This is a genomic window from Kutzneria viridogrisea DSM 43870, from assembly GCF_000525635.1.
Lineage (GTDB): Bacteria > Actinomycetota > Actinomycetes > Mycobacteriales > Pseudonocardiaceae > Kutzneria > Kutzneria viridogrisea.
Window position 1 is genome coordinate 3626123 of the sequence record NZ_CP007155.1, and the last position, 25523, is coordinate 3651645.

Annotated in this window: 20 protein-coding genes, 1 pseudogene and 2 riboswitches; of the genes and pseudogenes, 11 read left to right on the plus strand and 10 right to left on the minus strand. The window is 70.8% G+C overall.

Annotated elements, in window-relative coordinates; genetic code table 11:
• Window positions 1–12: 12 nt before the first annotated feature.
• Together KALB_RS16285 and KALB_RS16290 are read right to left on the minus strand one after the other, a co-directional pair.
• Window positions 13–1062 (minus strand): ribonucleotide-diphosphate reductase subunit beta, encoded by a 1050-nt coding sequence (locus tag KALB_RS16285; RefSeq protein WP_030108172.1) that lies wholly within the window; start codon window positions 1060–1062, stop codon window positions 13–15.
• 8 nt (window positions 1063–1070) lie between these two features.
• Window positions 1071–3896, minus strand: coding sequence for a ribonucleoside-diphosphate reductase subunit alpha (locus KALB_RS16290; protein WP_025356776.1), 2826 nt, complete (start codon window positions 3894–3896; stop codon window positions 1071–1073).
• Window positions 3897–4133: 237 nt separating this feature from the next.
• A riboswitch (cobalamin riboswitch) is annotated at window positions 4134–4341 on the minus strand.
• Between the two features lie 100 nt (window positions 4342–4441).
• Window positions 4442–4572, plus strand: a riboswitch (cobalamin riboswitch).
• Between the two features lie 33 nt (window positions 4573–4605).
• Here KALB_RS16290 and KALB_RS16295 point away from each other — a divergent pair.
• The 6 genes from KALB_RS16295 (at window position 4606) to KALB_RS16320 (ending at window position 11185) form a co-directional block, all read left to right on the plus strand.
• Entirely contained in the window at window positions 4606–6102 is a 1497-nt protein-coding gene (locus KALB_RS16295) for a CoA-acylating methylmalonate-semialdehyde dehydrogenase (RefSeq protein WP_025356777.1), read from the plus strand.
• A gap of 5 nt (window positions 6103–6107) precedes the next feature.
• Window positions 6108–7247, plus strand: a complete 1140-nt coding sequence (locus KALB_RS16300; protein ID WP_025356778.1) for an acyl-CoA dehydrogenase family protein — start codon at window positions 6108–6110, stop codon at window positions 7245–7247.
• A complete protein-coding gene (locus KALB_RS16305; RefSeq protein ID WP_025356779.1) occupies window positions 7247–8287 on the plus strand; it encodes an enoyl-CoA hydratase/isomerase family protein in 1041 nt (346 codons plus the stop codon). Before KALB_RS16300 ends, KALB_RS16305 begins: the two co-directional genes overlap by 1 nt.
• Window positions 8284–9138, plus strand: coding sequence for a 3-hydroxyisobutyrate dehydrogenase (gene mmsB / locus KALB_RS16310; RefSeq protein ID WP_025356780.1), 855 nt, complete (start codon window positions 8284–8286; stop codon window positions 9136–9138). Before KALB_RS16305 ends, mmsB begins: the two co-directional genes overlap by 4 nt.
• Window positions 9135–9911: an enoyl-CoA hydratase gene (locus tag KALB_RS16315; RefSeq protein ID WP_025356781.1), complete on the plus strand. Its 777-nt coding sequence runs from the start codon at window positions 9135–9137 to the stop codon at window positions 9909–9911. The genes mmsB and KALB_RS16315 overlap by 4 nt, the downstream gene beginning before the upstream one ends.
• A 173-nt stretch (window positions 9912–10084) precedes the next feature.
• Complete coding sequence (locus KALB_RS16320; RefSeq protein WP_025356782.1) at window positions 10085–11185, plus strand: HAD family hydrolase; 1101 nt, start codon at window positions 10085–10087, stop codon at window positions 11183–11185.
• Window positions 11186–11214: 29 nt separating this feature from the next.
• Here KALB_RS16320 and KALB_RS16325 read toward each other — a convergent pair whose 3' ends face one another.
• Window positions 11215–11637 (minus strand): hypothetical protein, encoded by a 423-nt coding sequence (locus KALB_RS16325; protein WP_025356783.1) that lies wholly within the window; start codon window positions 11635–11637, stop codon window positions 11215–11217.
• A gap of 158 nt (window positions 11638–11795) precedes the next feature.
• Here KALB_RS16325 and KALB_RS16330 point away from each other — a divergent pair, with 158 nt between their 5' ends.
• The gene (locus KALB_RS16330) at window positions 11796–13055 is read left to right on the plus strand and encodes an alpha/beta fold hydrolase (RefSeq protein ID WP_030109507.1); all 1260 of its coding nucleotides are present in this window, start codon (window positions 11796–11798) and stop codon (window positions 13053–13055) included.
• 150 nt (window positions 13056–13205) lie between these two features.
• A complete protein-coding gene (locus KALB_RS16335; RefSeq protein ID WP_158510752.1) occupies window positions 13206–14399 on the plus strand; it encodes a condensation domain-containing protein in 1194 nt (397 codons plus the stop codon).
• Here the strand turns inward: KALB_RS16335 and KALB_RS16340 are convergent.
• The gene (locus KALB_RS16340) at window positions 14392–14967 is read right to left on the minus strand and encodes a TetR/AcrR family transcriptional regulator (RefSeq protein ID WP_025356786.1); all 576 of its coding nucleotides are present in this window, start codon (window positions 14965–14967) and stop codon (window positions 14392–14394) included. The two genes, KALB_RS16335 and KALB_RS16340, sit on opposite strands and share 8 nt — an antisense overlap.
• 65 nt (window positions 14968–15032) lie before the next feature.
• Here KALB_RS16340 and KALB_RS16345 point away from each other — a divergent pair, with 65 nt between their 5' ends.
• Window positions 15033–16439, plus strand: a complete 1407-nt coding sequence (locus tag KALB_RS16345) for a cytochrome P450 (RefSeq protein WP_042220404.1) — start codon at window positions 15033–15035, stop codon at window positions 16437–16439.
• A gap of 18 nt (window positions 16440–16457) precedes the next feature.
• Window positions 16458–17279: a hypothetical protein gene (locus tag KALB_RS16350; protein WP_025356788.1), complete on the plus strand. Its 822-nt coding sequence runs from the start codon at window positions 16458–16460 to the stop codon at window positions 17277–17279.
• 145 nt (window positions 17280–17424) lie between these two features.
• On the opposite strand, the gene KALB_RS16355 is transcribed toward KALB_RS16350, so the two are convergent.
• A complete protein-coding gene (locus KALB_RS16355; RefSeq protein ID WP_025356789.1) occupies window positions 17425–18390 on the minus strand; it encodes an Lrp/AsnC family transcriptional regulator in 966 nt (321 codons plus the stop codon).
• A gap of 62 nt (window positions 18391–18452) precedes the next feature.
• Here KALB_RS16355 and KALB_RS16360 point away from each other — a divergent pair, with 62 nt between their 5' ends.
• Entirely contained in the window at window positions 18453–19391 is a 939-nt protein-coding gene (locus KALB_RS16360) for a DUF6528 family protein (protein ID WP_025356790.1), read from the plus strand.
• On the opposite strand, the gene KALB_RS16365 is transcribed toward KALB_RS16360, so the two are convergent.
• From KALB_RS16365 to KALB_RS16385, 5 genes and pseudogenes are all read right to left on the minus strand, one after another.
• The gene (locus tag KALB_RS16365; RefSeq protein ID WP_025356791.1) at window positions 19363–21192 is read right to left on the minus strand and encodes a helix-turn-helix domain-containing protein; all 1830 of its coding nucleotides are present in this window, start codon (window positions 21190–21192) and stop codon (window positions 19363–19365) included. The genes KALB_RS16360 and KALB_RS16365 overlap by 29 nt on opposite strands.
• A complete protein-coding gene (locus KALB_RS16370; protein ID WP_025356792.1) occupies window positions 21189–22484 on the minus strand; it encodes an MFS transporter in 1296 nt (431 codons plus the stop codon). The genes KALB_RS16365 and KALB_RS16370 overlap by 4 nt, the downstream gene beginning before the upstream one ends.
• Window positions 22481–23188: an SDR family NAD(P)-dependent oxidoreductase gene (locus KALB_RS16375; protein WP_025356793.1), complete on the minus strand. Its 708-nt coding sequence runs from the start codon at window positions 23186–23188 to the stop codon at window positions 22481–22483. The genes KALB_RS16370 and KALB_RS16375 overlap by 4 nt, the downstream gene beginning before the upstream one ends.
• Window positions 23189–23353: 165 nt before the next feature.
• A pseudogene (locus KALB_RS16380) lies at window positions 23354–24067 on the minus strand (PP2C family protein-serine/threonine phosphatase); the annotation flags it as partial.
• Window positions 24068–24366: 299 nt separating this feature from the next.
• The gene (locus tag KALB_RS16385; protein ID WP_025356795.1) at window positions 24367–25368 is read right to left on the minus strand and encodes a LysR family transcriptional regulator; all 1002 of its coding nucleotides are present in this window, start codon (window positions 25366–25368) and stop codon (window positions 24367–24369) included.
• Between the last annotated feature and the right edge of the window lie 155 nt (window positions 25369–25523).

A 25523-nucleotide genomic window follows, 5' to 3' on the forward strand; every position in this document is an offset into this window, starting at 1 on the left:
TGTCAGTGGAGATCAGTCCCAGTCCAGCGAGCTGCCGCTCTGGTACTCGATGACCCGGGTCTCGAAGAAGTTCTTCTCCTTCTTCAGGTCCATCGCCTCCGACATCCACGGGAACGGGTTCTCCGCGGGGCCGAACACCGGCTCCAGGCCCAGCTGGGCGCAGCGCCGGTTGGTGATGAAGTGCATGTACTGCTCGCACAGCTCGGCGTTGATGCCCAGCACCCCGCGCGGCATGGTGTCCCGGCCGTAGGCCACCTCCAGCTCACAGGCCTCGGCGAGCATGGTGCGCACCTCCTGCTGGAACCTCTCCGACCACAGGTGCGGGTTCTCGATCTTGATCTGGTTGATCGTGTCGATGCCGAAGTTCAGGTGGATCGACTCGTCGCGCAGGATGTACTGGTACTGCTCGGCGATGCCCACCATCTTGTTGCGCCTGCCCAGGGACAGGATCTGCGCGAACCCGGTGTAGAACCACATGCCCTCGAAGATCACGTAGAAGGCCACGAGGTCGCGCAGGAACGCCTGGTCGTTCTCGGGCGTGCCGGTGCGGAACTCCGGGTCCTCCAGGTGCTGGGTGTAGTCCAGCGCCCACGCGGCCTTGTCGGTGATCGAGGGCACCTCGCGGTACATGTTGAACAGCTCGCCCTCGTCCAGGCCGAGGCTCTCGCAGATGTACTGGAAGGTGTGGGTGTGCACGGCCTCCTCGAAGGCCTGGCGCAGCAGGTACTGGCGGCACTCGGGATTGGTCAGGTGCCGGTACACCGCGAGCACGATGTTGTTGGCCACCAGGGACTCCGAGGTGGCGAAGAAGCCCAGGTTGCGCTTGATCATCAGCCGCTCGTCGGCGGTGAGCCCCTCGGCGGACTTCCACAGGGCGATGTCGGCCTGCATGGACACCTCGGTGGGCATCCAGTGGTTGTTGCAGCCGGCCAGGTACTTGTCCCAGGCCCAGTGGTACTTCAGCGGCAGCAGCTGGTTCACGTCGGCGCGGCAGTTGATCATCGCCTTCTCGTCGACGGACACCCGTCCGCCCGAGCGGTCGATGCTGCCCAGGCCGGTCATGTCGATGGTCACTGGCAGGCCTCGCAGTCGGGGTCGGTGATGGAGCAGGCAACGGGGGCCTCGGGCACGGGGACCGCGACCGGGGAGACGGCGTTGAGCTTGCCGTCGGTGCCGCGCAGGGTGGACTTCTCCACGTGCGTGGCGCTCTGCGAACGCAGGTAGTACGTGGTCTTCAGGCCGCGCAGCCAGGCCAGCTGGTAGATCGCGTCCAGCTTGCGGCCCGAGGGCTGCGCGATGTAGAGGTTGAGCGACTGGGCCTGGTCGATCCACTTCTGGCGGCGCGAGCCCGCCTCCACCAGCCAGGAGCTGTCCACCTCGAAGGCGGTGGCGTACAGCGCCTTGAGCTCGGCGGGCACCCGGCTGATCGAGCCAAGGCTGCCGTCGTAGTACTTCAGGTCGCTGATCATCAGCTCGTCCCACAGGCCCAGCCGCTTGAGGTCGCGCACCAGGTCCGGGTTGACCACGGTGAAGTCACCGGACATGTTCGACTTCACGTACAGGTTGCGGTAGAGCGGTTCGATGGACTGGCCGACCCCGCAGATGTTGGCGATCGTCGCGGTGGGCGCGATGGCCATCACGTTGGAGTTGCGCATGCCCACGGTGCGCACGCGCTCGCGCAGGCTGTCCCAGTCCAAAGTGGATGAACGGTCCATCTCAAGGTCGGCGCCGCGGGCGTCGGCCAGCAGCTGGATGGAGTCGATCGGCAGAATGCCCTGGCTCCACAGGGAACCCTCGAAGGACTCGTACCGGCCGCGCTGCTCGGCCAGGTCGGTGGAGGCCGAGATCGCGTAGTAGCTGATCTCCTCCATGCTGCGGTCGGCGAACTCCACCGCCTCCTGCGAGCTCATCGGCAGGCGCAGGGTGTAGAGCGCGTCCTGGAAGCCCATCAGGCCCATGCCTACCGGGCGGTGGCGCAGATTGGACCGGCGTGCCTCCGGGATCGTGTAGAAGTTCACGTCGATCACGTTGTCCAGCATGCGGACCGCGGTGCGGACCGTGCGCTCCAGGCGGGCGTGGTCGATGCCCTCCGGGGTGACGTGCTGGGCCAGGTTGATCGACCCCAGGTTGCAGACCGCGACCTCATCGACCGTGGTGTTCAGGGTGATCTCGGTGCACAGGTTGGAGGAGTGCACCACACCCGAGTGCTGCTGCGGGGAACGCAGGTTGCACGGGTCCTTGAAGGTGATCCACGGGTGGCCGGTCTCGAACAGCATGGTCAGCATGCGCCGCCACAGGTCCTTGGCCTTGACCCTGCGGTACACCTTGATCTCACCGCGGTCGGCGGCGGCCTCGTACTCGCGGTAGCGCTGCGCGAAGACGTTGCCGTAGCTGTCGTGCAGCTCGGGCACCTCGTCGGGGGAGAACAGGGTCCACTGGCCGTCGGCCCGCACCCGGCGCAGGAACTCGTCGGGCACCCAGTTCGCGGTGTTCATGTCGTGGGTGCGCCGCCGGTCGTCACCGGTGTTCTTGCGCAGATCGAGGAACTCCTCGATGTCCACGTGCCAGGTCTCCAGGTAGGCGCAGACCGCGCCCTTCCGTTTTCCTCCCTGATTCACCGCGACCGCCGTGTCGTTGGCGATCTTCAGGAAGGGCACGACGCCCTGCGAGGACCCATTGGTGCCCTTGATGTGCGCGCCGATGCCGCGCACCGGGGTCCAGTCGTTGCCCAGCCCGCCCGCGTACTTGGAGAGCAGGGCGTTGTTGCTGATGCCGTGGAAGATGCTGGTGAGGTCGTCGTCCACGGTGGTCAGGAAGCAGGAGGACAGCTGTGGGCGGGTCGTGCCCGAGTTGAACAGCGTCGGCGTGGAGCACATGAAGTCGAAGCTGGACAACAGGGTGTAGAACTCGATCGCGCGCGCGTCCCGGTCGTCCTCGCGCAGCGCCAGGCCCATGGCCACCCGCATGAAGAACGCCTGCGGCAGCTCGTAGCGGGTGCCCGCGTGGTGCAGCAGGTAGCGGTCGTACAGGGTTTGCAGGCCCAGGAACTGGAACCGCAGGTCCCCGTCGGGCAGCAGGGCGGCGCCCAGCCGGGCCAGGTCGAAGGTGCCCAGCTCGGGCTCCAACTGGCCCAGTTCGATGCCCTTGGCCACGAACTCGGCGAAGTAGCCCGGGTACAGCCCGGTCATCTCCGCGTGGCTGGCGGTGCGCGCCTGGCCGGCGAGGTAGCTCAGCGCCTCGGCCCGCGCCTTGTCCAGCAGCAGCCGGGCGCTGACCAGCGAGTAGTTCGGGTCGTTCTCGACCATCGTGCGCGCGGCCATCACCGGCGCGAGGGTCAGCTCCTCGGCGGTGATGCCGTCGTAGAGGTTGCGCCGGGTCTCGGTCAGCACGGCCGCCGCCGAGACCGCCTCCAGTCCGGCGCAGGCCTCGGTGATCACCAGCTCCAGGCGGCCGGCGTCCAGCGGCTCGACCGTGCCGTCGGGGCGGCGCACCGAGATCGCCGGGCGGCTCGGCGCCGCCTGCGGCTCCACCTCGCGGGCCTTGGCGTGCTCCTCGCGGTACAGCACGTAGGCGCGGGCCACCTTGTGGTGCCCGTCGCGCATCAGTGCCAGCTCCACCTGGTCCTGGATCTGCTCGATGTGCAGCGGGCGCTCGGGCCCGGCGTGGCGCATCAGTGCCAGCTCGACCTGGCCGGTCAGCTCGGCGACCACCTCGCGGACCCGGGAGGAGGCGCCCGCCTCGGCGCCCTCCACGGCGAGCCAGGCCTTGGCCAGCGCGGTGGAGATCTTGGCGGGGTCGAAGGCGGACACGTCGCCGTTGCGGCGGATGACGTGCACCGTCGAGGGTGTGTCGCCGGCGGCGGCCAGTCGGCCGCCCGCCTCGGACTGCACGGACATGAGGGAGCTCCAGGTTGTTCAGGGCAGGTGTGTACGCCCGGTGGCCAGGACGGCGGCCACCGGTGAAGTGGGGGAGTGCGGGGAGCCGGGCTCAGCCCGTGGGTGGTAACTGGGTCACGCCGGTCTCCTCGCTCGATCCGACCAAAGGCCCGGTCTCCAGCGGGTGCGGCGTCAGTGCGCGGCGCGGCCGCGACCTGTGCACGCTGCCCTCCCTCGGGACACCGGACGTGCGCGCCGGTGGCGCGCACACCGATGGCAGGTCTTCGGACTCGTGGGCGGCCGGGCGTACCCGGACCTACTGGCCGTCGCTTCCCAGGCTCACGCCCAGTGCTGTCTGACGGCGGTCGTTCCCACTCACCGCTGCGGGGCAGTCCCGGATTCGCACCGGGTTCCCTCTTGCCTCGCCGGGTTGAGCGCCCGGCGAACCATCGACGCGGCAGATACTACATGTAGGGGTGGGCTCTCGTGCGCAACCCAAGATGGCGGTGTGTCGGCGCGGGGTGACCGGGATCTCCTCAGGGTTCCGACAGTCGGCATCGACATAGTCGGACGTCCTACTCTATGGTCCGAAATCGAGCCGCGGTGCAGGGAAGCTGGTGCGAGTCCAGCGCGGTCCCGCCACTGTGACCGGGTGCAGCCCCGGGAGTCAGACACCGGCCGTGGCCGTCACGTGTTGTCCACGAGGATGGAGAAGACACGCATGGCAGTCATGCGCGAATTGACGCACTTCGTTGGTGGCAAGCACATTCCGGGCAGCTCTGGTGCCTTCGGTGACGTGTGGGACCCCAACACCGGTCAGGTCCAGGCGCGGGTGCCGCTGGCCGACCGGGCCGAGACCGAGGCGGCCATCGCCGACGCCGAGCGGGCTCAGCAGGAGTGGGCCGCCTGGAACCCGCAGCGCCGCGCGCGCGTGCTGCTGCGCTTCCTGGACCTGGTGCAGCGCGAGATGGACCCGCTGGCCAGGCTGCTGGCCAGCGAGCACGGCAAGACCGTGCCCGACGCGCGCGGGGACATCCAGCGCGGGCTCGAGGTCGTGGAGTTCGCCGCGGGCATTCCGCACCTGCTCAAGGGTGAGTTCACCGACGGCGCGGGCACCGGCATCGACGTGCACTCCCTGCGCCAGCCGCTGGGCGTGGTCGCGGGCATCACCCCGTTCAACTTCCCCGCGATGATCCCGCTGTGGAAGGCCGCCCCCGCGATCGCCTGCGGCAACGCCTTCGTGCTCAAGCCTTCCGAGCGCGACCCCTCCGTGCCGCTGCGGCTGGCCGAGCTGTTCCTGGAGGCTGGTCTGCCGCCGGGCGTGTTCAACGTGGTCAACGGCGGCAAGGAGGCCGTGGACACGCTGCTCACCGATTCCCGTGTGCGGGCAGTGGGCTTTGTCGGCTCCTCCGAGATCGCGCAGTACATCTACTCGACCGCCGCGGCGCACGGCAAGCGCGCGCAGTGCTTCGGCGGGGCCAAGAACCACATGATCATCATGCCGGACGCGGACCTGGACCAGGCCGTGGACGCCCTGATCGGCGCGGGCTACGGCTCGGCCGGTGAGCGCTGCATGGCGATCTCGGTGGCCGTGCCGGTCGGCGAGCAGACCGCGGAAGCCTTGCTGGACAAGCTGATCCCGCGCGTGCGGGCGCTGAAGATCGGCACCTCCCAGGACGAGACCGCCGACTACGGGCCGCTGGTCACCCGTCAGGCCGTGGACCGGGTCCGCGAGTACATCCAGTCCGGTGTGGACGAAGGCGCCGCACTGGTGGTGGACGGCCGCGACTTCGTGTTGCCCGGACACGAGAAGGGATTCTTCCTCGGCGGCAGTCTGTTCGACAACGTCGGTACGGACATGAGGATCTACCGCGAGGAGATCTTCGGCCCGGTGCTGTCCATCGTGCGCGCCGGCGACTACGAGCAGGCGCTGCGGCTGCCCACCGAGCACGAGTACGGCAACGGGGTGGCGATCTTCACCAGGGACGGGGACACCGCGCGGGACTTCACCCGGCGGGTGGACACCGGCATGATCGGCGTCAACGTGCCGATCCCGGTTCCCGTTGCCTACCACACCTTCGGCGGCTGGAAGCGGTCCGGGTTCGGCGACCTCAACCAGCACGGACCGGACTCGATCCGGTTCTACACCAAGACCAAGACGGTCACCACGCGCTGGCCAGCGGGCACCAGGCAGGGTGCCAGCTTCGTTATCCCGACGATGGCGTGAGCCCGGTGTTCACCCTCAGCGAGGACCAACGGGCCATCGCGGCCACCGCCGCGGAGTTCGCCCAGGAGCACTTGGCGCCCAACGCCGTGCAGTGGGACCAGGACAAGCACTTCCCGGTCGACGTGCTGCGCAAGGCCGCCGAACTGGGCATGGGCGGGGTCTACGTGCGCGAGGACCTCGGCGGCAGCGGACTGTCCAGGATGGACGCCGCGCTGATCTTCGAGGCGCTGGCCACGGGCTGCCCGTCCATCGCGGGCTACCTGTCCATCCACAACATGGTCGCCTGGATGGTCGACACCTTCGGCAACGACGCGCAGCGCGCCCGCTGGGTGCCCAACCTGTGCTCCATGCAGTCCCTGGGCAGTTACTGCCTGACCGAGCCCGAGGCCGGTTCGGATGCCGCCGCTCTGCGCACCCGGGCGGTGCGTGACGGGGACCACTACGTGGTCGACGGGGTCAAGCAGTTCATCTCCGGGGCGGGTACCTCCGAGGTGTACGTGGTCATGGTGCGCACCTCGGGCAACGGGGCGCGCGGCGTCTCGGCGCTCGTCGTGGAGAAGGGCTCGCCGGGATTGTCCTTCGGCCCCAACGAGAAGAAGATGGGCTGGAACGCCCAGCCCACCCGGCAGGTGATCTTCGATGGCGTCCGGGTCCCGGTGGCCAACCGGCTGGGCGCGGAGGGCGACGGGTTCAAGATCGCCATGCGCGGGCTCAACGGCGGGCGGCTCAACATCGGGGCCTGCTCCCTGGGCGGCGGCCAGGCCGCACTGCGCCAGGCGATCGCCTACCTGGAGACCCGCAAGGCCTTTGGCACCAACCTGATCCGCTCGCAGGCCCTGAGGTTCCAGTTGGCGGACATGGACACCGAGCTGGAGGCGGCCAGGACCCTGTTGTGGCGGGCGGCAACGGCCCTGGACTCCGGGGACCCGCGCGCGGTGGAATTGTGCGCCATGGCCAAGCGGTTCGCCACCGACACCGGGTTCGCGGTGGCCAACCGGGCGCTGCAACTGCACGGCGGTTACGGTTACCTGGCCGAGTACGGCATCGAGAAGCTGGTGCGGGACCTGCGGGTGCACCAGATCCTCGAGGGCACCAACGAGATCATGCGCGTGATCGTGTCACGCGGGTTGACGGGAGCGGCGTGATGGACACCGAGGACGTGTTGCTGCGCAGGGACAGCGGGCTGGGCCGGATCGTGCTGAACCGGCCGAAGGCCATCAACGCGCTGACCCACGCCATGGTGCAGCAGATCGACGTGGCGCTGGGGGAGTGGGCGGCCGAGGACGAGGTGCGCGCCGTGCTGATCACCGGCGTGGGCGAGCGCGGGCTGTGCGCGGGCGGGGACATCCGGTCCATCCACGCCGACTCCGTGTCCGGGAACCGGGCCTCGCTGGCGTTCTGGCGGGACGAGTACCTGCTCAACCACCACATCGCGAACTACGCCAAGCCCTACGTCGCGATCATGGACGGGATCGTGATGGGCGGAGGGGTCGGCGTGTCGGCGCACGGCTCGGTGCGCGTGGTCACCGAGCGGACCAAGCTGGCCATGCCCGAGGTGGGCATCGGCTTCGTGCCCGACGTGGGCGGCACCTACCTGCTCTCGCGTGCCCCGGGCGAACTGGGCACGCACCTGGGGCTGACCGCGAGCGTGGCCACCGGTGCCGATGCGATCCACTGTGGACTCGCCGACCACTTCGTACCCAGCGGGCGGCTGCCCGCCTTCCTGGAGTCCTTGGCGCTCAAGGGACCCGAGCAGGCCGTGGCCGAGCACGCGGTGGACGCGCCCGCCAGTGAGCTGGCCGAGCAGCGCGAGTGGATCGACGCCTGCTACTCGGCCGACACGGTCGAGGAGATCCTGAGCCGGTTGCACGAGCTGGGTGAGCCCGCGGCGAAGGAGGCCGCCGAGTCGATCAGCGGCAAGTCGCCCACGGCGTTGAAGGTCACCCTGCGGTCGTTGCGCCAGGCCAGGGCGCTGCCCGGCCTCGGGGCGGTGCTCGACCAGGAGTACCGGGTGTCCACCGCCTGCCTGGACTCCGCCGACCTGGTCGAGGGCATCCGGGCGCAGGTCGTGGACAAGGACCGTGACCCGAAGTGGGCCCCGTCGACCCTGGAGCAGGTCACCGACGTGGACCGGTACTTCGCCGTGCTGGGGGCGGCCGAACTGGGACTGGGGGAGCAGCGGTGAGGATCGGATTCCTGGGGCTGGGCAACATGGGTGGCCCGATGGCCGCCAACCTGGCCGCGGCGGGCCACGAGGTCACCGGCTACGACGTGCTGCCCGGACTGGGCACCGCGACCGACCCGGTGCAGGCCGTGCGCGATGCCGAGGTCGTGATCACCATGCTGCCCAGCGGCAGGCACGTGCTGGACTGCTACGAGTCCGTGCTGGCACACGCCAAACCCGGCACCCTGTTCGTCGACTGCTCGACCATCGACGTGACCGACGCGCGGGCCGCGCACCAGGCCGCGGTCCGGGCGGGCCACCGCGCGGCCGACGCCCCGGTCTCCGGCGGGGTGGTCGGCGCCACCGCCGCCACGCTGACCTTCATGGTCGGCGCGCGGGAGGAGGACTTCGCGCTGGCGGAGCCGGTGCTGTCCGCCATGGGGCGCAAGGTCGTCCACTGTGGACAGCCAGGCGCCGGGCAGGCCGCGAAGATCTGCAACAACATGATCCTCGGCGTGTCGATGATCGCGGTGAGCGAGGCCTTCGTGCTCGCGGAGAAGCTGGGGCTGAGCGAGCAGGCGCTCTACGAGGTGGCCTCCACCGCCTCGGGCCAGTGCTGGGCGCTGACCACGAACTGCCCGGTGCCCGGCCCGGTGCCGACCAGTCCCGCCAACAACGAGTACCGGCCCGGCTTCGCCACCGCGCTGATGCTCAAGGACCTGGGGCTGGCGGCCTCGGCGGCGCGTTCCGCCGGGGTGGACGCCGAACTCGGTAGCCTCGCCGAGCAGGTCTACCGCCGCTTCGCCGAACAGGGTGGCGGGGGCCAGGACTTCTCCGCCATCGTCACCGCGATCAGGGAGCGCAGCGCATGACCGAGTACACGACCATCCGCACCGAGCAGGTGGACCGGGTCGGGGTGATCACCCTGCACCGGCCCGAGGCCCTCAACGCGCTCAACACCCAGCTGATGACCGAGGTGCTGGACGCGGTCACCGGCTACGAGCGGGATCCGGGCATCGGCGCGATCCTGATCACCGGCTCGGAGAAGGCCTTCGCGGCCGGGGCCGACATCAAGGAGATGCAGCCGCAGACCTACGCCGACACCTTCGCGGGCGACCTGTTCGCCGCCTGGGACCAGTTGGCCCAGGCGCGCAAGCCCACGATCGCCGCGGTCGCGGGCTACGCGCTGGGCGGCGGCTGCGAGCTGGCCATGCTCTGTGACGTGCTGCTGGCCGCCGACACGGCCAAGTTCGGCCAGCCCGAGATCAAGCTGGGGGTCATCCCGGGCATCGGCGGCTCGCAGCGGCTGACCAGGGCCGTTGGCAAGGCCAAGGCGATGGAGATGGTGCTGACCGGTCGCATGATCGGTGCCGAGGAGGCGGAGCGGGCCGGGCTGGTGTCCCGGGTCGTGCCCGCGGCCGAACTGCTGACCGAGGCGCACAAGGTCGCGGCGACGATCGCGGGCATGTCCCTGCCGATCGCGATGATGGCCAAGGAGAGCGTGAACCGCTCGTTCGAGACGACCCTGGCCGAGGGCATCCGCTTCGAGCGCAGGATCTTCCACGCCACCTTCGCCACGGCCGACCAGAAGGAGGGCATGGCGGCCTTCATCGACAAGCGCCCGCCGGAGTTCAACCACTCCTGAGCGGGACTCACCACCCCCAGAGCGGGACACGCCGGGCAACCCGCGAGTCCCGCTCTGGGGCGTTCGAGTCCCGCCCTGGTGGCGGGGATCACCTCGCACCGCCTTAACGGTGGGTTATCGGTCGGTGGACGCATTGTTATCGTGACACCTGGGACGAGGCCCCAGGGGGATGGATGGACACCGTCGACACGGCGGCAGCGGTGGTCCTGCGCGGTGGCCTGCTGTTGGCCGTGCGCAGGCACGGGGCCAGCGAGTTCGGCGTACCGCTGGCTCGGGACCTGGCCAGCGAGACGGGGCTGTTGCTGCGGTCCTGGCGGCCGATGCACGGGCTGGGCGCCTGCCTGGCCGTGGCCGACGGGGTGGCCGCGCCGACCGGGGCCGTCGCCGAGGTCGCGTGGATCGACGACGCCTGCGAGCAGGACGGCATCGCGCTGGGCGAGCAGCTCGGCGCGCTGGTGCCCGAGCTGAGGGCACGCGGCCTGCTGCGGCGGCGGGCCGAGCTGACCGGCCGTCAGTCGGGGCAGCGGGTGGTGCTGGCGGTGGACCTGGACGGCACCACCGTGTTCGACGGGGACCGGCCCGGGCCGCGGGTGACCGCGGTGCTGACCGAGCTGGTGGAGCGCGAGGACGTGCGCGTGGTGGTGGCGACCTCGCGGGCCCCGCGCGGGGTGCGCACCCTGCTCGGGCCCTTGGCTGAGCGCGTGGACCTGTTGTGCTGCAACGGTTCCCTGCACGCCCACGAGGACCGCCTGACCCGGTTCGCGCAGCTGCCACCACAGCGGCTGCACCGCGTGGTCGGCGAGCTGACCGCCGAGGGCACGCCGTTCTACCTGGAGTACGGGGACCGGTTCGCGGTCAGCGGCGCGGGTTTCGCCTGGATGGACTACCCGGACCGCTGCGCGCTGCCCGCCGAGCCGGAACTGGCCGGGGTGGTGAAACTGGTCGTGGACGCCCCGGAACCGCCGTGGGGCGCGGCGCGGCTGCGCGAGCTCGCCGGGCCGGGCACGGAGCTGTGCCCGCACACCGACGGGGTGATCGAGGTGACGCCGGTCGGGGTCAGCAAGGCCACCGGCCTGGCCGCGCTGCTGGGCGGGCCGGCCGATCCGCTGGTGGTCTTCGGCAACGACCTCAACGACCAGGACCTGTTGGGGCACGCCGACATGGCGGTGGTGGTGGGCGATGGCCTGCCCGGGGTGGAGCGGGCCGGTCACGTGCGGCGGGTGGCCGCGCAGGACGGGGCGGTGGCGATGGCGCTGCGCCAGGCCGTCGGCTGAGGGCCTGGCGCAGCGCTCGGTTCACCGCGTCAGTAGCAGGTGATCGACAGCGAGAACGGGCGGTCGTCGTCCACCGTGTACGGGCTGGTGGAGGACGGGGTCGCGGTGCGCACGAACAGGGTGTTGCCGCTCACCGCGCCGACCAGGATCGAGGAGCTGCCCGGACCCGGGTCGCTGCCACCGTTGGTGTTCAGCGTGCCGTTGAGCGCGCAGTTGCTGATGTCACCGCTGGTGGTCAGGTTGTAGCGGCCCCGGCCGAACTTGTTGATGCCGGTGATGCCCTGGCCCGCCAGCAGCGCACCGTTGGCGCTGACCTTGGCCCAGCTGCTCGTCACCGCGGCGGGGGCCTTCGGCGCCGCCGGGCCCGCCGCCGCGCTCGTGCTGACGAACGCGCCGCCGAGCACCAGTGCCGCCGCCCCCAGGACCAGTGCCGTGCGTGCCGACTTGTTCATGTGGTTCCCTCCAGTTGTGGTGTTCCAGCACCTCGACCAGACTGGCTGGCGCGGGCCCCGCCGCGCGCTCCTCAAGGTGAGGCCGGACAGTCTTGATCCACTGCCCCGAAGGCCGGTTCCGGAAGGGACGGCGCTACCTTGCGCCTAGGCTGGCCGCCATGTATCGACGTCCAGGTCTGGTGTGCCGTGACCACCTGCTCACGGTGCCGTTGGACCACTCCGCGCCCACCGGCGCGCAGATCCAGGTCTTCGCCCGCGAAGTCGTTTCCTCCCAACGGGAACACGATGACCTGCCCTGGCTGCTGTACCTACAGGGCGGCCCCGGCAACAAGGCGAACCGGCCGGTGCCGACCAGCCCGTGGCTGCGGCGCGCGCTGACCGAGTACCGCGTGCTGCTGCTCGACCAGCGCGGCACCGGCCGCAGCACCCCGGCCACGCGGCAGACCCTGGCCGGGATGAGCCCCGTGGAGCAGGCCGGGTACCTGGGCCACTTCCGCGCGGACTCGATCGTGCGCGACGCGGAGCTGCTGCGCCGCCACCTGCTGGGCGAGGACGGCCGCTGGACCGTGTTGGGCCAGAGCTTCGGCGGGTTCTGTGCCACGACGTACCTGTCGCTGGCCCCGGAGGCGCTGGACGGGGTGGTGCTCACCGGGGGCCTGCCGCCGCTGCACGCCGACGCCGAGCAGGTCTACCGCGCGCTGTACCCGCGCGTGCTGGCCAAGAACAAGCTGTACTTCCGGCGCTACCCCGGTGACGAGGAACTGGCCGACCGGGTCGTGCGGCACCTGCGGCGCAACGAGGTCGTGCTGCCCGACGGGGCGAGGCTGTCCGTGGAGCGCTTTCTGTCGCTGGGCATCGACTTCGGCGCGGCCGCCCGCTTCGACGGGTTGCACTACCTGTTGGAGGAGGCGTTCCTGGGCGAGGAGTTGTCGGAGACCTTCGTGCAGGCGGTGGTCGCGGCCACGAGCTTCGCCACCCGGCCGCTGTACGCGGTGCTGCACGAGGCGACCTACTGCCAGGGTGGGGCCTCGCGCTGGGCCGCCGACCGGGTGCGCGCGGAGTTCGCCGAGTTCGACGCGGAGGCCGGGCAGGTCCGGTTCACCGGCGAGATGATCTACCCCTGGATGTTCGAGCAGGACCCGGCGCTGGTGCCGCTGCGGGCCGCCGCCGACCTGCTCGCCGAGCGCGCCGACTGGCCGCACCTGTACGACCCGGACCGGCTGGCCCGCAACGAGGTCCCGGTCGTGGCGGCGCTGTACCACGAGGACATGTACGTGGACCGGGACTTCTCCCTGGAGACCGCCGAGGCCATTCGCGGTACGCGCACCTGGGTCACCAACGAGTACGAGCACGACGGGCTCGCCGCGAATGGCGCAGTGCTGGACCGGTTGCTTTCCCTGTTGCACGGCCACGCCTGAACACACCGCCGAACGGCGGTTCCCGATGTTACTAAAGTACACCCGATCGGTGAACGCGCTCACACCCCCAGGTGGCGGCTGGACGGTCTGAGTACTCCTCGGTTACCGTCCATTCGTATATTCGAGCGGGTGTGACTGGGGTTGAATAGCGTGGTTGTTCTGTCAGGGCAGCGTCAAATACTGCTGGACGAGACCGTGACCGCCGACTCCCGACAACACGTACTGGCCGCCGAGCTGGTCGTCACCGGATCACTGCACGTGGAGCACGTGGTGGCGGCCGCTCGGCGACTGGTGTGGCGGCATTCGGCACTGCGTGCGCGCTATTGGTTCGCGCAGGTCGACTTCGAACAGGAAGTGGTCGACTCGGCCACTCCGGAAATCTCTTTCCAATTCGCGGTCAATCTCACCGGTGTCCGCCAGGTGCGGGAAAGAGAACTCGCCCGGCCTTTTGATTTCCTTCGGCCGATCGTGCCGCGTTTCGTGGTCACCAGCATCGGCGACACCCAGCACCACGTGCTGATCGTGGTGCACCAGGTGTGCTGTGACCACTGGGCGCTGAACCTGTTGGTCGCCGAGTTCGTGGAACTGTATTCCGCACTGGTCGGCGGCAGGTCGGCCGAGGTGGACCACCGGCCCCCGCAGTTCCACCACTACCTGGACCGCACGGCCGAGGTGGACCGGCAGTTGGTGTACTGGAAGCAGCGGCTGTGCGACGCGCCGCCGCTGTTGGCCGAGGTGCGCGAGCGGCAGCGGCCCGCCGCGGCCCCGATCCCGGTGCGGCTGCCCGACCAGGCCGTGCGGCAGGGCGCGAGCAGGGCCGGGGTCACCAGCCTCGACGTGCTGGTGACGGCCTGGGCCAGATCCCTTGGCGAGACCGCGCGGGCGCGCGAGGTGTGCGTGGCCGTGCCGGTGCCGGGGCGCACCGCCCCGGGCAGCGAGCGCACGGTGGGCCCGTTCGTGAACACGGTGGTGCTGAGACTCGGGTCTCGATTCTCCTCCGCTGACACGCACGAGGTCATGTGTCACGCCTGGCAGCACCAGGACGTGCCCTTCGACGAGGTACTACGGCACCTCGGCGGCGCGCGGCAGTCCCCGGCCCAGGCCATGATCGCGCTGCGTCCGCAGGCGCGGCGCACCTACGAGCTGCCCTCCGGTGCGGTCGCGCAGGTGCGCACCGACGTGCAGCCGCGCCGCCTGGGCCGCTTCGGGCTGTTGCTGGACCTGGTGCCCGCCGATGGGGGCTACACCGGTTGGCTGTCCTACGGCCAGGACCTGGTGCGCCGGTCCGAGGCGCTTGAAGCGCTGCACCGGTTCTACCGCTGGGTGCGCGCCGAGCTCAGCTGACCGCGCTGAGCAGGGTCCTGGCGCACAGGTCGCGGAGCTGCTCGCGGCTGATCTCCGGGTTGTCCAGCCAGTCCAGGCAGACCGTGGTGAGGAAGGAGAACCACCCGCGCACGGCCAGCCGCAGCACCTCCGCCCCGAGCTCGCCGGGGGCCAGCGCCGCCATGATCCGTTCCGCCTGCCGGGACTGGCCCTCCCGCACGATCGCGCGGATGCCCTCGTCCGCGCTGGCCGCGCCGCGGTGCACGGCGCGGAACCCGTGCTCGTGCTGCTGCACGTAGTCCAGGTAGACGTCCAGGGCCGCGGCCAGCCGCTGCTCGTTGGGCAGCGCGGGGTCCGGGTCGCTCAGCGCGTAGAGCTGCTCGGACTCCTCGCGCACGATGGCCGCGAAGAAGTCCCGCTTCGTGGCGAAGTAGTGGTAGAGCAGCCCGCGCGAGACCCCGGCCAGCTCGGCGACCTCCTCGATCCACACCTCCTCGTACGGACGCTGCGCGAACAGTCGCGCGCCGATGCCGAGCAGCTCGGACCTGCGCTGCTCGGGGCTGAGTCGTCGACGGGTGCTGGAGGTCATCACGAGTGAGCTTACTTGACACCGGTTCAACAAGGGGCACTATTGAACCCGTGTCGAATAGTCGGATGCCCCACCCGCGCTGGCGGGTACCGCTGGTCGGTGACGTGCTCGGCAGGACGCCGAGGACCCCGTTGCAGGACTCCATGCGCCTGGCCCGCGAACTGGGCCCGGTCTACGAGCGCAAGCTGTTCCGCCGCCGGTTCGTGATCGTCAGCGACGCGGAGATGGCCGCCGAACTGGCCGAGGAGCGCCGGTTCGGCAAGCACGTGCTGCCCGGGGTCGCCAAGCTGCGCGACCTGGCCGGGGACGGGCTGTTCACCGCGTACAACGAGGAACCGAACTGGCGCAAGGCGCACGACATCCTGCGCCCGGCCTTCACCCAGCAGGCGATGCGCGGCTACCACCCGCACATGCTCGCCGTGGCCAGGGAACTGCTCGCCCGCTGGGACGCCCGCGACCGGGTGGAGGTCACCCCGGACATGACCCGGCTGACCCTGGAGACCATCGGCCGCACCGGGTTCGGCTACTCCTTCGACTCGTTCCAGCGCGAACGGCCGCACCCGTTCGTCAGCGCCATGTTCGCCACGCTGCGCCACGCGCAGCGCAACCTGCTGCGGCCACCGCTGGTCGGTGACCTGCTGTTCCGCAAGGCGGACCGGCGCTACGACGTCGACCGTGCGTACATGGCCTCGGTGGTGGACGAGGTGATCCGCGCCAGGGTCGCCAGCGGGGACCAGCGCACAGACGACCTGCTCGGGCTGATGCTCAACACCGCGCACGCCGATGGCAGCGGCCCACTGGACGAGGTGAACATCCGCAACCAGGTGATCACCTTCCTGGTCGCCGGGCACGAGACCACCTCGGGGGCGCTGTCCTTCGCGCTGTACTACCTGGCCCGCAACCCCGAGGTGCTGGCCAGGGCGCAGGCCGAGGTGGACGCCGAGTGGGGTGCCGGTGGCGAGCCCGATCCGTCCTTCGAGCAGGTGGCCAAGCTGCGCTACGTGCGCAGGGTCTTCGACGAGGCGCTGCGGCTGTGGCCCACCGCGCCCGCGTTCGCCCGCCAGGCCAAGGTCGACACGGTGCTCGGCGGCCGGTTGCCACTGCGCGCGGGGGAGTGGGTACTGCTGCTGATCCCGATGCTGCACCGCGATCCCGTGTGGGGACAGGACGTGGAGCGCTTCGACCCCGACCGGTTCCTGCCCGAACGGGTCAAGGCCAGGCCGGCACACGTGTTCAAGCCCTGGGGCACCGGCGAACGCGCCTGCATCGGCCGCCAGTTCGCCCTGCACGAGGCGATCCTGGTGCTCGGACTGTTGCTGCACCGCTACGACTTCGCCGCCGATCCGGACTACGCGTTGCGCGTGCAAGAACTGCTCACGCTCAAGCCTGAGGGATTCTCACTGACTTTGTCCGCCCGCAGGCACACGGGTGCCGCGCGAGGTGGCAAGCTGGGGGTGAACAGTTCCTCGTGAAAGGCGTGAATCCCCGCTGTGGACACCGATTTCGAGGCAGAAGCAGGCGCCGCGGCCCGTGACGCCGGCGTTGACCTGCGTGGACTGCACGAACTCTCCGACCTCGCCGAGGTACAGGCCCTGTTCGAGAGCATCTGGCGGCCGGAACCGGGCGTCCCGCCGGTCACCGTGGAGTGGCTGCGCGCGTTCGCCCAGGCCGGGAACTACGTGGTGGGCGCCTTCCGCCGCGGCCAACTGGTCGGTGCGTCCGTGGCGTTCTTCGGCCCGCCGCACGAGCGCAGCCTGCACTCGCACATCACCGGGGTCACGCCCGGCGGCCAGGGGCGCCGCGTCGGCTACGCGATCAAGCTGCACCAGCGTGCCTGGGCGCTGGACAACGGCGTCACCACCGTGCGCTGGACCTTCGACCCGCTGGTCGCCCGCAACGCCTACTTCAACGTCACCAAGCTCGGTGCGCACCGGGCCGTCTACCTGCCCGGCTTCTACGGGGACATGCCCGACGCCCTGAACTCCGGGGACGACAGCGACCGCCTGCTGCTCACCTGGGACCTCGCCGGGCAGCGGCCCGCCGCCGAGTGGGAGCCCGTGCCCGGTACCACCGTGGGCCTGTCCGTGGACGGGGACGAGCTGCCCGTGCGCGGCAGCCTCAACGGCCGGTTCGTGCTCGTTGCCGTGCCCCGTGACATCTACCAGCTGCGCCTGGTCCGCCCCGAGGCCGCCCGCGCCTGGCGTGGCGCCGTGCGCGAGGTGCTCGGTGAGCTGCTCGCCGAGGGCGCGGTGATCAGCGCCTTCACCCGGAGCGGCCGGTACGTGCTGGACCGCGGCGAGTCGGTGGCCTAGCCCGGGACCGCGCGTGTCGGCGCTCGGCGTACGGTGTGTCGGCGCCTCGCGGGCGATTTCCCAGCTGGTGAGAAGGCTTGCCGGACAAGCGAACACGCCGTACCGGAAGCGCCGACACGCGGTGCTGCAAGCGCCGACACGCGGGTCAGTGGGGGTGGGGCAGCAGGAGGGGGCCCGCGCGTTTGGCGGAGCGGACGATGGGCGCGGTCTCGACCTGTAGCACGCCGGGCAGGGCGCCGATGCGTTCGGACAGGTACGTGTAGAGCGCGTCGGCGTCACGGCACACGGCGAACGCGACCACATTGGACGGTCCGGTGGTCGCGGCGGCGAAGGCGATCTCGGCGTGCCCGGCCAGTGCCCGCGCCACCGTGGCCAGCTGCGCCGGGGCGACGGTGAGCCAGAGCACGGACTCGCTGTGGTAGCCGAACAGCCGGGAGTCGGTCTCCACGTCGAAGTACAGGACCTGGCCGCGGCGCAACTGGTCGAGTCGGCGGCGCACGGTGGACTCCGAGCAGCCGCCCGCCTTGGCCAGCCTTGCGTGGTCGGCGCGGCCGTCCTCGGCCAGTACGCGCAGCACCGCGTGATCCGGCTCGGTGAGCGTGACGTCCACTTCGGACGATCCGGTCCACTGGAGCGCGGCGACCTGGTCCGCTGACAGCGCCGCCGTCCGCCCCGGCCAGGCGGCCTCGTGACCGGCGATGGAGCGCAGCAGGCAGTGCGCCGTGACCGACAGGATGCGCGGCGAACGGGGCAGCTTGCTCAGCAGCACGGTGTCCTGTGCGCCGCGGGCGACACAGGTGATCTCCGTGCCGCCGGAGGTGAGGCTGACCCAGGACGTGTCCTCGCGCCGGGCCAGCGCGGCGGCGACCGTGGTCGCGGCGTCAGGGGCGCACTGCACCCGCAGAAACCAGTCCACTTGGCCCAGCCGCCGGGCGGCGGTCAGGCCGAGCACGCGCAGGGCCCCCGCCGAGCGCAGCCGGTGGTAGCGCCGCGCGACGGTCTGGTCGGAGACCGCCAGCACGGCGGCGATGCGCGCGAACGGGGCACGCCCGTCCAGTTGCAGCGCGTGCATCAGCTGGCGATCCAGCGCGTCCAGGGTGAGCGGCTCCACCTGGCAAACGCTAGCGTGACTGTTCACCCCGTGGTCACCGGAACCGGCGTTAGGGTGGCGCCATGGGGAGACTCAGGCAGGTACTGCTCGTCGCCGCGACCGCGCTCGGCCTCGCGGCGCCCGGCGTGGCCCAGGCACAGGCGAGTCAGCAGCTGGTCGCCGTGACCGACCAGGCGGGCAGCGGAGCGATCCGCGTGTACGACGCGGCGGCGACCGACTGGAACGCGGCCGGTGCGCAGAAGTGGTCCTGGAAGCCCAGTTCCGCCAACGGCTTCGGCGATCTCACCGGGTACTGGGGTGCGCCGACCGAGGCCAAGCTGCGCACGGACCGCAGCGGGCACAAGGTGGTGGTGACCGCCGACTCCAAGGGGCTGGCGGCCGTGGTGAGCTATCCCAGCGGCAAGCGGGTCTGGGGCGGCAAGCCGGGCGGCAACACACACAGCGCCGAACTGCTGCCCGACGGCAACGTGGCGGTGGCCTCCAGCACCGGCAAGTTCGTGCGGGTCTACACCGCCTCGCAGGGACCGGCCGCGAGCAAGTACGTGCAGTACGACCTGGACCAGGCGCACGGCGTCTACTGGGACAGCGGCCGGAAGGTGTTGTGGGCACTCGGTCATGACGAGTTGGTCGCGCTCAAGGTCGGTGGCACGCCCGCCGCGCCCAAGCTGAGCAGGACCAGCAGCTGGGCGCTGCCCACCAAGGACGGGCACGACCTGGTGCCCAACCCTGCCAACGCCGACCTGCTCTGGGTGAGCACCGGCAGCGCCGTCTACGAGTTCAGCAAGGCGCAGAACAAGGAGGTGGCCACGCACGCGGTCAAGGGCGTGAAGAGCATCAACAGCATGGCCGATGGCACGGTGCTCACCACGCAGCCCAAGCCCGGCATGACCCCCGACTGGTGCACCGACACCGTGAACATCTGGCAGCCCATCGGTTCCTTCGAGCACAAGGGGAGCCGCACGGTGAAGTCGGTCAAGATGTACAAGGCCCGGGTCTGGTAGTCGCCACGATCTCGTGCAGCCTGAGCGCGAGCTGGATCTCCAGCGCGCGCTCGGGCTCCTGCCAGGACGCGCCCAGCAGGGCCGCGACCCGGTCCAGCCGCTGCACCACGGTGTTCACGTGCACGTGCAGCTCGTCCTTGGTGCGGTTGAGGTTGCCGCCGCAGGCGAAGTAGCCGCGCAGGGTGCGCACCAACTCCGTGCCGCGGCGGGCGTCGTAGTCCAGCACGGGCCCCAGCGTGGACCGCACGTACCCGCTCAGGTCACCGGGATCACCGAGCAGCACGCCCAGGAAGCCCAGCCCGGCGCTGTCCGATCCGCGACCGCGCTGCCCCAGCGACACCATGGCGCGCAAGCACTTCACGGCCTCCGTGTGTGCACGCGCCAATGCGGGCGGGCCGGTCACCGGACCTGCCGCGCCCACAGTCACCGGCTGGTCCAGTGCGTCACCCAACTCCTTGGCCAGCCGCTGCGCGAGCGTGCCCGGCTGGTCCTCGCCGACGACCATCACGACCAGATCCCCTTGCACACCAAGCAGGCTGTGCACCGGAAGCGCCCGTGCCGCCGCCGACCGCAGGCGACGCGGGTCGGCGGCCTCGGCCACCGCCACGCAGTGCCGCTCCCGCAGGTCCACGCCGAGTCGGCGGCCACGCGCCAGCAACCCGGCCTGGTCCCGGTCCGGGGCCGTGAGCAGGTCGGTGATCAGTTCACCGCGTACCCGGTCCTCGGCCTCCGCGACGGATCGCTGCAACAGCAACAACAACGCCGTCACCACACTCGCGCGCTCGAACAGCCTGCGGTCGGCGTCGGACAGCACTTCCCGCCCGGACAAGGTGATGCTGCCCAGCAACTCGGGACCCGCGAGCACCGCGCAGACCCACAGCCCGGCACCGGTCACCGCACGGCCGCTGCGCGCGGACTCGGCCACCAGCCCCGAATCCTGTTGGCGCGTCGACGTCCCACAGCGCGCCAGCTCCACGCCGCCGGTGTCGTGCACGATGATGCCGCCGTCCAGCACGCTCGCCAGCGCGGCGGCGATCTGATCGCTGTCGCCGCCACGCAGCACCAGATCGGTCAGCCGGTCGTGTGCGGCCTCGGCCCGGCGCAGCGCCTCGTTGTGCGCGCGGATGGTCTCACCCGCGGTGCGCGAGTCCTCCAGCAGGCGGGCGGATTCCAGCGCGATCGCGGCGTGGTCGGCCAGCGAGCTGAGCAGGGACACCTCCTCGGTGGAGAACTCGCGTTCGGCCCGGTCACCGGCGTAGAGCACGCCCAGCACCTGCTGTCCCAGGCGCAGCGGCACGCCGAGGATCGCGACCAGACCCTCGTCGGTGACGGCCTCGTCGATCGGCGTGGTGTGGTCGAACCTCGTGTCGGCGGCGTAGTCCGCGGTGGCGTAGGGGCGGGCGGTCTGCGCCACGAGCCCGCCCAGGCCCTCACCCATGCCGAGCACAACCTGTTGGAACAGGGCCGAAGTCGAGCCCGCGGTGACCCGCATCGAGGTCAGCCCGGCAGCTGGGTCGTTGAAGGTCAGGTAGGCAAGGTCGGTGCGCAGCAGCATCCGCGCGCGCCGCACGATGGACTGCAACACGGCGTCGGTGCCCTGCAACCCGGCGAGGTCGCTGGCGGTGTCGAACAGGGCGGACAACCCGGCCGCACGCCGGTGGTAGCGGCTCAGCCGCTGCCGGATCCGCACCGCGATCGCCGTCGCCGCACCGGCCCGCACCTGGGCGAGCTGCTCGACCGGTGCCTCCCGGTCGAGCAGCTCCAACAGGTGCAGCACCTGTTCCACGTCCACGCGGCTCATGCTGTCACGGGTTGCTCCGTGAGCGAACTGCCCTTCGTCTCCCTGGCGACAGCGACCGCCAGTGCGGTGAGCAGCGCGCCCGCCGCGACGTACAGTGCGACCGGGGTCGAGACGCCGGAGGACTGCAACAGGGCGGTGGCGATCAGCGGGGCGAGGCCACCGGCCAGGATCGAGGCCAGCTGGTAGCCGATCGACGCCCCGGAGTAGCGGACCCTGGTGCCGAACAGTTCGGCGAACAGCGCGGCCTGCGGGCCGTACATCGCGCCGTGCAGCAGCAGGGCGAGGGTGGTGGCGAGGATGATCGTGCCGGGGGAGCGGCTGTCGAGCAGGGCGAAGAAGACGAACACCCAGCCGACCATGCCCACCGCCCCGATCAGCGAGACCGGTCGGCGGCCGATCCGGTCCGAGAGCGCGCCCCACAGCGGGATCGCGGCGAACTCCACCGCCGAGCCGATCAGCACCGCGTTGAGCCCCACCGACTTGGGCAGCTTCAGGGACTCGGTCACGTAGATCAGGATGAACGAGGTGATCACGTAGTAGGAGGTGTTCTCGCCGATCCGCGCGCCCATCGCGACCAGCACCTCACGCCACTGCCCGCGCAGCACCGCAACGATCGGCGCCCGCTCGGCGGTCCCGGCGCGCGCCGCGGCCTCGGCGAACACCGGGGACTCCGCGATGGACACGCGGATCCACAGCCCGATGCCGACCAGCACCCCGGACAGCAGGAACGGCACGCGCCAGCCCCAGGCCAGCAGTTCGGCGTCGGACTGCACGGCGGCCAGCACCGCGAGCACCGCCGTGGCCAGCAGGTTGCCGCCCGGGGCACCGGCCTGCGGCCAGGAGGCCCAGAACCCGCGTCGGCGCGGATCACCGTGCTCCGAGACGATCAGCACCGCCCCGCCCCACTCCCCGCCCAGTGCGAATCCCTGCACGAGTCGCAACAGGGTCAGCAGCAGGGGAGCGGCCACGCCCACCGAGGCGTAGGTGGGCAGCAGGCCCATGGCGAAGGTCGCGCCGCCCATCAGCAGCAGGCTCAGCACCAGCAGGGTCTTGCGGCCCACCCGGTCGCCGAAGTGCCCGAACACCAGGCCGCCAACGGGTCTGGCGACGAAGCCGATGGCGTAGGTGGTCAGCGCCAGCAGCGTGCCGGTCAGCGGGTCGAAGGTGGGGAAGAACAGCTTGTTGAACACCAGCGCCGAGGCCGAGCCGTACAGGAAGAAGTCGTACCACTCCACGGTCGTGCCGATCAGGCTCGCCGCGACGATCCGGCCGATGTTCGGGCTACCGCTCATGATGCGCTCCAGGCTCCGTCGAGGGGGATCGATGCTCCGCTGACGTGCGCCGATGCCGGTCCGCACAGCCAGTTCACCAGGGCCGCCACGTGCTCCGGCTCGATCAGCCCCTTGACCGCCGATCGGCGCAGCAGGTCCTGCTCACCGCGCGCCGCCAGCTGCTCGGCCACCAGCGGGGTGCGCACGAAGCCGGGGTTGACGCAGTTGCTGGTCACGCCGTGCGCCGCGCCCTCCAGCGCGATGACCTTGCTCAGGCCCTCCAGCCCGTGCTTGGCGGCCACGTAGGCGGACTTGTGCGCGCTGGCCCGCAGGCCGTGCACGCTGGAGATGTTGATCACACGGCCCCAGCCGCGCGCGTACATGTGCGGCAGGCAGCGCCGGGCGAGCAGGAACGGGGCCGTGACCATCACGTGCTGCATCAGCGCGAAGGTCTCTGGCGGGAACTCGTGCACCGGCGCCAGGTGCTGCACGCCCGCGTTGTTGACCAGGACGTCCACCTCGGCGGGCAGCCCGTCGACCGCCGCCGGGTCCGCGAGGTCCACCACGTGCGGCACGCCGTTGATCTCCGCGGCGACCCGCCTCGCCGCCGCGGCGTCCCGGTCCACCACGTGCACTCGCGCGCCCTCGGCCGCCAGCGCGGCGGCACACGCCGCCCCGATGCCCGAACCCGCCCCGGTGACCAGCGCGGTTCTGGTAACTGTCATGCCCGCAGACGCTAGGCAGACCGCCCGGCCCGCGACATGTGCCCGGCCACCACAACCGGTGCGCGGGGAGTGTGGCCGCGGGCTACTCCCGTGCCATGAAAGTGCCGTTCGTGGCGTTCAACGCCACGAACGGCACTTTCATGGCATGTCAGGACCTGCTCAGGCCTCGACCACGTCCGCGACGATCACCGTGACGTTGTCCGGGCCGCCCGCGCGCAGCGCCAGCTCGATCAGCCGGTCGGCGGCGGCCTGCGGGTCGAGGATGGACAGGGCCTCGGCGATCTCGGCGTCCACCACCACGTCGGACAGCCCGTCCGAGCACAGCAGGTACCGGTCACCGGGCTTGGCCTCGCGCACGCTCAGCGCGGGCTCCACGTCGTCCTGCCCGGTCAGCGCGTGCAGGATCAGCGAGCGCAGCGGGTGGTGCTGCGCCTCCTCCTCGGTGATCTTGCCCTCGTCGACCAGGGACTGCACGAAGGTCTGGTCCCTGGTGATCTGGCTGAGTGTCTGGTCCCGCACCAGGTAGGTGCGCGAGTCACCCACGTTGATCAGGCCGAGCCGGTCGCCCGCGAAGAGGATGCCGGTGAGCGTGGTGCCCATGCCCTCCAGCTCGGGATCGGCCGCCACCTGCTCGGCGATGCCCCGGTTGCCCGCCCGCATGGCCTCGCGCAGGGCGCCGACCAGGTCCTCGCCGGGATCCTGGCCGTCCAGCGGGGTCAGCGCCTCGATCACCACCTTGCTGGCGACCTCACCCGCCGCGTGCCCACCCATGCCGTCGGCGATCGCCAACAGGTGCGGCCCGGCGTACACCGAGTCCTCGTTGTTGGTACGGACCAGTCCGCGGTCGCTGCGCGCGACGAAGTTCAGGACGAAGGTCATGATCCGAAGACGCCTGTGCTCATCGCCGGTTGCTCCCCTGCCTGGCCGCCGGCATGGCGGCGCCCTTGTGCGGACACCATCGTCACGGGTGAATACTACGAAACCCCGCAGTGGATCACTACCGATGGTCGCCGGAGGGTACGCCCGGGCACCGGTGGCCCGCACATCGAGGTCGCTGGTCACCACCGCGCGTGCCGGGGCGGCCACGCCCCGCTGCCGGTGGCCGAGATCACCCGCGGCGGTGATCCGCGGTGGCGGGGCACGTTCAGTCCACTGTGGACTGAATGACTGAGGTCCACTCAGGACATATCGGAAAGTGTTCTGTCTACAGCGATTGTGGCGTCCAGCTCCGCGTGCTCCGAGGGGTTCTCCACCCACCACTGGGCGTACAGCGGGGCCCGGTCCACCGCTGCCCGGTAGGCCCTGGCCACGCAGGCGTACAGCTCCCGTCGGTACGCCGAGCAGGGGCCCTCGGTGCGGGTGGCCATGTAGAGGCGGCAGCGCAGCGGGGTGTCGCGCAGCCTGCGCACCACCACGCCCTCGCCGTCGGTCGTGGTCGGCGCGGCCAGTGCCACCGCGCTCCCGGCGCGCACCAGGTCACGGGCGGCGCGGGCGTCCATCGCGTAGTGGCTGCGCCGGGGCGTGAACCCGTACCGCGCGCAGGCCAGGTCGATGCCCCGGCGCAGGCTGTCGGTGTCCGGCGGGGGCGTGACCCAGGCCAGGTCGCGCACGTCGCCCAGGTCCAGCAGCGCGCGGCGGGCCAGCGGGTGGGTCTGCGCGAGCATCAGGAACAGCGGCTGGTTGATCAGCTCGCGCAGCTCGACCCCGCGCGGCGGCTGCTCGGTCAGCCCGGGGAACTCGTAGAACACGGCCAGGTGCAGCTCGTCGCGGGCCAGCAGGCGCAGCAGGGGGCCCGCCGAGAGCTCGGTCCTGGTCCGCACCGGCCCGCCCGAGGCGAAGGCGCGCAGCTCGGTGAGCAGGTCGCCGAGGAAGCCGGTGTGCTCGATGCCCAGCGCCAGCCCGCTCCTGCGGCGGCCCGCGGACTGGGCCAGCGCGACCAGCTGCTCGGCACCGGTCAGCACCCGGGTGGCCAGCGCCACCACCTCCCGGCCCAGCTTGGTCGGCTGGCAGCCGGTGCCGGTGCGCTCGAAGATCGTGCCGCCCAGCAGCGCCTCGATCCGGTGCAGCTGGGCGGCCAGCGCGGGCTGGGTCAGGCCGAGCGCCGAGGCGGCCCTGGTCAGGCTGTGCGCCTCGGCCACGGCGCAGATCGTGCGGAGGTGGCGGAGCTCCAGTGCACTCACCCCCGCTGTGTACCACGGGCCGGGCCCCGCGCCCAGTGACGCTTTTTTGCGCGTGCACACGGCAGGCGTGGTGTGCCGCTATGAGCAGGTGACAAAAAAGCATCCTGTGAACCGGCAAATCTTGTCTCTGCCTTGATGCGTCGATACCGTCCGGC

Coding starts and splice junctions, on each gene's coding strand:
- KALB_RS16305 (WP_025356779.1), top strand. CDS start 7,247: ATGGACACCGAGGACGTGTTGCTGCGCAGGGACAGCGGGCTGGGCCGG.
- KALB_RS16340 (WP_025356786.1), bottom strand. CDS start 14,967: ATGACCTCCAGCACCCGTCGACGACTCAGCCCCGAGCAGCGCAGGTCC.
- KALB_RS16315 (WP_025356781.1), top strand. CDS start 9,135: ATGACCGAGTACACGACCATCCGCACCGAGCAGGTGGACCGGGTCGGG.
- KALB_RS16360 (WP_025356790.1), top strand. CDS start 18,453: ATGGGGAGACTCAGGCAGGTACTGCTCGTCGCCGCGACCGCGCTCGGC.
- KALB_RS16330 (WP_030109507.1), top strand. CDS start 11,796: ATGTATCGACGTCCAGGTCTGGTGTGCCGTGACCACCTGCTCACGGTG.
- KALB_RS16365 (WP_025356791.1), bottom strand. CDS start 21,192: ATGAGCCGCGTGGACGTGGAACAGGTGCTGCACCTGTTGGAGCTGCTC.
- KALB_RS16370 (WP_025356792.1), bottom strand. CDS start 22,484: ATGAGCGGTAGCCCGAACATCGGCCGGATCGTCGCGGCGAGCCTGATC.
- KALB_RS16285 (WP_030108172.1), bottom strand. CDS start 1,062: ATGACCGGCCTGGGCAGCATCGACCGCTCGGGCGGACGGGTGTCCGTC.
- KALB_RS16295 (WP_025356777.1), top strand. CDS start 4,606: ATGCGCGAATTGACGCACTTCGTTGGTGGCAAGCACATTCCGGGCAGC.
- KALB_RS16290 (WP_025356776.1), bottom strand. CDS start 3,896: ATGTCCGTGCAGTCCGAGGCGGGCGGCCGACTGGCCGCCGCCGGCGAC.
- KALB_RS16320 (WP_025356782.1), top strand. CDS start 10,085: ATGGACACCGTCGACACGGCGGCAGCGGTGGTCCTGCGCGGTGGCCTG.
- KALB_RS16345 (WP_042220404.1), top strand. CDS start 15,033: ATGCCCCACCCGCGCTGGCGGGTACCGCTGGTCGGTGACGTGCTCGGC.
- KALB_RS16325 (WP_025356783.1), bottom strand. CDS start 11,637: ATGAACAAGTCGGCACGCACGGCACTGGTCCTGGGGGCGGCGGCACTG.
- KALB_RS16375 (WP_025356793.1), bottom strand. CDS start 23,188: ATGACAGTTACCAGAACCGCGCTGGTCACCGGGGCGGGTTCGGGCATC.